At 65.7% G+C, this 6,112-nt stretch carries 4 protein-coding genes; all 4 read right to left on the minus strand.

Annotation, left to right across the window (positions count from 1 at the left end; all coding sequences use genetic code 11):
• Window positions 1-72: 72 nt before the first annotated feature.
• From ABD361_RS30170 to ABD361_RS30185, 4 genes are read right to left on the minus strand one after another with little or no spacing between them, the layout of a single operon-like run.
• Complete coding sequence (locus ABD361_RS30170) at window positions 73-519, minus strand: hypothetical protein (RefSeq protein WP_344440150.1); 447 nt, start codon at window positions 517-519, stop codon at window positions 73-75.
• A complete protein-coding gene (locus ABD361_RS30175; RefSeq protein ID WP_344440152.1) occupies window positions 516-2,600 on the minus strand; it encodes an integrase in 2,085 nt (694 codons plus the stop codon). The genes ABD361_RS30170 and ABD361_RS30175 overlap by 4 nt, the downstream gene beginning before the upstream one ends.
• On the minus strand, window positions 2,597-4,522 hold the full coding sequence (locus tag ABD361_RS30180; protein ID WP_425583368.1) for a hypothetical protein: 1,926 nt from the start codon (window positions 4,520-4,522) through the stop codon (window positions 2,597-2,599). Before ABD361_RS30180 ends, ABD361_RS30175 begins: the two co-directional genes overlap by 4 nt.
• Before the next feature lie 8 nt (window positions 4,523-4,530).
• On the minus strand, window positions 4,531-5,994 hold the full coding sequence (locus tag ABD361_RS30185) for a hypothetical protein (RefSeq protein ID WP_344440156.1): 1,464 nt from the start codon (window positions 5,992-5,994) through the stop codon (window positions 4,531-4,533).
• Between the last annotated feature and the right edge of the window lie 118 nt (window positions 5,995-6,112).

Consider the following 6,112-nt stretch of genomic DNA (forward strand, 5'->3'; position numbering starts at 1 on the left):
GAAGTGATCTTCGCGCTGAGTGTGTCTCATGAGACATGTCGTGTGAAGCAATCTGTGTCCTTGAGCAGGGTGTTAGCGGCGCTGGCGGGGGCCGCGGGGGCGGATGGGCGTGATGGCGGTTGAGACCTGCCGGTCAAGCTGCTGCCGAAGGGCTTGGTTGTCGTGGTGGAGAGCGGCGATGGCCGTGATGGCGGCCTTGAGCTTCTTCTCCAAGAGGGTGCAGTCACGGGTTTTCTTGGCCAGACGTCGCTTGAGGTCGGCGATGGTGGCGTCGCGCTGTGCTTCGCCGGGGGTTGTCTTGCCGTGGACTGCGACGTGGGCGTCCCATTCGGCCAGGACTGCGTGAGCGCGGTTCATGGTCGCGCGGCTGACCTGGGCTTCTTTGTAGAGGTTCTCTTTTGTCAGACGGCCGTCGGTTCGTTGCGGGCGCCCTTCGAATAGGCGGGTCATCGCGGCCCGCAGCGCGGCGGCAGTTTGGGGGCTGACCCGGTCTTCGAGGGCTTCGGCGCGGTCGGTCACTGGGCGCCTGCCATCTTGAGCACGTTGCGCGTGATGTCCAGTTCGCGTTCAGCGAGGTCACGGCGACACCGGGGAACAGCGGGGTTATTGATGATTTCGAGCTGTTTGCGCTGGTGGGAGTTGTAGATCGGCAGGTGCTCGGGGCCGATCATGCTGTTCGCGCATCGGTCCGGCCGGCAGCGTTCGTCGAGCGGGCCGATGTGTCCTTCGGGGACGATCGCGTTCTCGAGACAAACGGCGCCGACGGGGTTGGTGTGATCGGCGGTGCAGTTGTTGAGCATGCCGAAGCGGATGTGGATCCGAGTGGTGTGCAGGAGGGTATCGGCGGTGCGGGCATCGCCGTTGCGGGCCTTGACGGTGGCGGTGATCTGGTCGAATGCGTCCTTGACGCGTTCGGCGCCGGGGCCGAATCCAATGTCCTCGCCTGCGGTGTGGCGCTGGTAGAGGTCTTTGATCTTGCGGAATTTGGCGTTGTCCAGGGCATCGGTGAGGTATTTGACCCAGTCGGCGTCGGAGGCCGCGTAAGCGCGGGTGGTGGCGTTGGCCAGGGCTCGGGCAGCGACATGCTTGAGCTGGATGCCGGTGGCGATCTCGGAGCCGGGGAACTGATCGGTGAGCATGGCCATGGTGCGGCGGAACATGTGAGGCCGGATGTAGGTGGTGGGGATCTCGTCGAGGCCCGACCAGGCCCGGCCGGCATTGGAGCACTTCACGAATGCGGTGAGCAAACGGACGCTGTCGACCACTCCGTCGTCCTGCCGGGGGGCATGGGCAGGTGCGAAGACGCGTTCAGGGTGGAGGGAGAGCTCTTCCGCAACCGCGATGGCCTCGACGAGGGGATCCGCGATCCACCAGTGCTTCCCGGGCCGGTTGGCGGTTCCCTTGATCTTCGTCGACGAGATGGCGGGGGTGCTGTAGTGCTCAACCACAGCTCCGCGCATGATCTCGTAGATCTCTGAGTCGCGCATCATGGAAAGGCCGACAACCAGGATGAATGCCGCATTGCGGAGAGCGACCTTCAGGACGTAGAGCGCGTCAGGATCGATTCCGGGGTGCCAGGGGCCGGTGCTTCCGTCCTCGCGGACGACCTGTACCAGCTCTCCGGTCAAGGCGTTCGTTGTCGTCCGCCCCTCAGCCACCGCGTCCAGGACCATCATGCGTCGTGTGTGACAGATCTTGGATCGATCGGTAAAGCCTTTGCTGTGCACGGATTCGTAGCCGAGAACGAGGGCCAGAACCTTCCAATTCACCTTCGTCCCCGGGTATTTGGTTGACGGGGTGTGAATGGGAACCAGATTTCGGGGGTCGGCAAGCCACTGGGCAAGCCGCAGATCGAGGCCCTGTCGGGCCGCTTGCGCGGCCGCTTGGAGTTCGCGCAATCGTCGGGCAGCACCGAGCACGTCTGGTGCGAACTGGTGGATGTAGGCCCAGGCCGCGCGGATCAACGGGAACCACGTCGTCGGCGGAACAGTAGGGGTGGAGAGCTTCCTTCTTCCTCGGACGTCGGCGACCGCGCGTGAGCTCTGGCCCGGCCACGGGTCCCCGGCAGGCCAGGGCAGGCTCAGGACGGGTTCGACCAAGGCCAGGTTCTTCAGAGTCCCGACGTGGTTCCGGACGGTCTCGGCAGCGGCGCCGCCGGAGGCCAAGGCCGCGATGCGTTGGCGCAGATCCTCGATCGTCCAGGCGTCCGGGTATGGGGGGCGGCCTGTCTCGCCTGCCCAGCGGCTTAGAGTCCGCAAGTTCGAGGCCATTTTGATCAAGGTCCGGGGGTCGGATTTCCCGTCGAGGGCCACGCCCGCTTTAACGATCGAAAGATGCCGGCGGTTGAATTCGACCATCAAGAACTCCCGCGCCAGGAGGTTCCAGTAAGGGTCTTCCAGCTCGCCGCTGAAGCAGACCTTCCATTCGCCCGGGGGCGTATTGGCGGGGCGCTTGATGACTCCGTTGAAGTCCCAGATGCGTGTCTCCCCGAAAAGGGGAACGCAGGCTCCCGGCAGCAGGGCGCGTCCTTGGACTACGGGTTCGTCATCGCGGAAAAGGGATGGTCGTCGCTGCTGAGGCAGCAGTGCCGACTGCGTCATGCGTCGAACTCCGTGTTCGCAGTCAGGGGCAGGTCCAGGACGGCGTCTCCGGCGTCGATGTGCTTGCGGGCCTGGGCGATCTCTTCAGGCGTGCGGTCGCCGAGGGCTGCCTGCAGGTTGACCCAGCTCTGTCCCCAGAGGCGGGAGAAGACCGGCGGGGCAAGCCGTGTGCGCAACCGCTTCAGGTGATCTTGAAAGATCAGAAGCTGGGGCAGATTGGAGGGAAGGATCCAGGCGTTGCGGCATTCCAGGCATCGCAGTGGCGCGACAGCGCAAAGTTCACCGGGCGGGCTGAACGGGGACTTGTAGGGGTTCTCGCAGTGGGAAACGCCCATGTCAAGCTGTCCGCTCATGATGGCCTCGGCCTGTTCAGCAGACAGACCGGAGTCCATCAGCTGATTCTGGTCGAGCTCCGTTGTCCCGGCGGGCCTGACGTCGGTCGGTCCGTCGACACGGGCCAGGGCCTTGTCGAACCAGTGCTGCTGGGCCGTGGCGATCGTCCGTCCGGACAGGATCCGCAGCGTGGTGCCCTGGGCGTAGTGGCCGGCGAACGTCTCCTCGGTGTGGTCATCAGCAGCGGCGCCGACACGTCCTTCGGTGACGATGGCTTTCTCGACCTTGACGGACTTGCGCATGCGCCCGATGTTGCGGTCGCCCTTGACCTGGACGCCCATCACGTCCAGCCACTCACCGAACGAGCCGCCTCGAGCATCGGGGGCCCACGCACCAAAGAAGGGATCGAAGCTGTTGCGGATGGCCCCGCTGACGAAGAGCGTGTCGGTCACGTGTGGGGCCTTGGCGCGGGCCCGTGCGGTGACGTCCAGAAGCTGCCGGACCACCTCGCTGGCCTCGCGGCGTGGCCAGTTCACGGTGAGCTGCTCGTCGGTCTGATCCGTCACGCCCGCTGCGGAGGCCGTCCGGTCGCGGAAAGCCCGGTGCCGTAGCAGCCCGGCCCGGTTCTTGAGCAGGGTCAGACGGACGCCCTTGGGGAGGAATTCCACCTCGGACTCGCCGAACCCGGTGACCTCTTCCGAGGCATAGCCGGTGGCATCCATGAGCAACACGCGGAAAGCGTGCAGTTCCCGGGTGAACGGATAGAGCTGGCGGAACAGTGCTCGGCAGAGCTGAAGCCGCGCGAGTGAGGGGACGAAGCGCGCGTCTCCAGCGGCGAAGTCGCATAGTTCCGGTCGCCATTGCCAGATCGGCGGCACGTTCACGCGGATGTCGTCCGGTGTGATCTCATCGTGGGCCAGACCCCAGAGCAGGTCGGGAACGCTCGTCCAGCTGCCAATCTCGGGGTGTTGTCCCTGCTCGGCCAGCTGCCAGCCTTCCTGCAGGCGCCGGCGGGTGTCATGAGCACTCCGCCAGGCGGCGCGGACCAGGGCCCGCTTCTCCTGGCGTTTGAACTCGTCCCGCTCTGTGGTCTCGCCCCAGTCGATGAACGCGGGTCCTCGCGCCAGACGGGCCAAATTCCCATCGACGGGGCGTTCGGAGTGGTCGTCTCGACGGATGATCAGGAGACGCACTGCACCCGCCAGGAGCCGCGGTCTGCACGACCCCTCGACGTAGTCCTCGGGCAGGGTCAACTCCCAGCCCATCAGCGTGTCGAAGAGGCCGGCGGCAACGAGAGACGCACTTGCCGCTGCGGAACCGAGGCGCTTGTCCACGTACCGGCAGAAGCGATCAATGCCCGTCACATAGACCTTGCCGTGGGTCGTCAGGCCCGTGGCCGCCACATACTCGACCCACTCGTCGGCCAACTGGGCAGCGAGCTGTGAACAGCGGTATTCCGCCGGATCCACGGCGTAGAGGTAGCCCTTGCCCGCGACGACTCGGGGGCCGACGCCGCCAGCGGGCACCGGATTCGCCAAAGCGGCCAGAAACCGCTCACGCTCCGATCGCTTCCGCCCGGACTTGCGCACCCTCGGCATCAGTGGCCGCCCTTCGTGTCGGACAGCGCGTGCGAGGCGATCTCGGCGTAGGTCGCTTCGTCATCGCCCACCCAACTGGCGAACGCGACCTCGAACTCGTCGATCAGATCGTCGGTGTACTGAAGGTACTGGTAAGTCGTCTCTGGGCTTGCGTGCCCGAGCCTGCGACTGACAATCAGGAGCGGGTTGTGCCGAATGTGACCGGTCAGATAGGAGCGGTGGCGTCGGCGGCGTGCCTCAAGGTCCGGCTCCTTGCCGTCCATGACGTTTTCGAGGTAGGCCAGCAGCTGCAGGGCGAATGTGTGGCGCAGGTCGTGCCATCGCCAGCGCCGAGCCGGCAGGCGCGGTGTCGTCGGCCCAGCCAACTGCTGCATGCGGGTCCAGGCGCGGTGCCGGCAGCTCTTCCAGGCGTCTGCCCCCGGCATCAGCCCACCGCGGCAGACGAACAAGGTCAAAGCCTCGAGCCCGTACTCACCCTCAAACACCGTGATCCGCCGCAGCTTGGCGGGCATCGCCGACATTTGATACTCGCGGACGACACCGTCCAGAACACCTCGGATCCGACCGCCAGCCACGTCGACCTCAACCACCAGGAACAAGTCGCGTGCCCGACGCTCAAGGCCCCGGGCCGCTGTGCGGACGATGTCCGGTCGCTCCAGCATGCAGAACAGATCCGCCGATGCGACGGCATCCTCGGGGACGTAGACGCCGCGCGGCTTGCCGTACTTCGCGCATGCTTGGACCGTGAACTCTGCTGCCCCGCCAGGCATCCCGGGCCAGAGTCCCACCTCAGGAAGTAGCACCGGCGCCCACTCTCGCCACCGCATCCCTGACCCCAGTGCCATGTCGGAACCCGCCCGGCCGCGAAGCGGCGACCACCCACGGAACCTGCAATCCACCTGGGCGCCGGGGAGCTGCCCGCCCAGCCCTACATCCCGGAAGTACCGGTACTGCTCGAGCGTCAGGTGCCGGATGTCCATGCCCGCCCGGACCCGCGGTGCCAACGCGTTGCGTCCTCGAGCCGCCAGTCGGACCGGCCTGTGCTGCAAGGCCCCGAGGTCGACGAGAAAGCCGTAGAAGTCGTCCAGGACGAACGACTCCTTGCCCCAAGCCGACGGGCCGATCGGCTTCTTCTGCCACCGGCAGCGGTGATCGCGATACGACACGATGTCGGACTCGACGGCCGACATCAGATCGCCGCCCGACCTGGTCAGATGACCATCCAGCCGACCGACGATCCTGCCGTAGTCCTTCAGCGTGGTCGTATCCAACAACGACGTCGACAGGCTCCTGCCCCACTCACACGGGAGTAGCACCGGCATCATCGTGTTCTCGTCGAGGAACACCGGCGTGCCGTCGAGCACTCCTCGTCGCTTCAGCAACTCGAGAACGTCCGCTGCAGAGATCACGTCGCTGTCCAGGAACCGCTCCAGCAGTTCGGACTCCACAAAGGCCAGCTCCACATCCGTCCCTTCCTGAGCCTTCGAGGGCACCCCCTCGTTGGCTCGCCCGTCCCGCACTCAACGGATCAACGAGACTGAAGCACGGGCTTCATGAGACAGATCTGAACCGCGGAAAGAA

This window comes from Streptomyces luteosporeus, from assembly GCF_039532865.1.
GTDB lineage: Bacteria > Actinomycetota > Actinomycetes > Streptomycetales > Streptomycetaceae > Streptomyces > Streptomyces luteosporeus.

Excerpts from the sequence above, each read along its gene's own strand:
- ABD361_RS30175 (WP_344440152.1), bottom strand. The coding sequence starts at position 2,600 with ATGACGCAGTCGGCACTGCTGCCTCAGCAGCGACGACCATCCCTTTTC.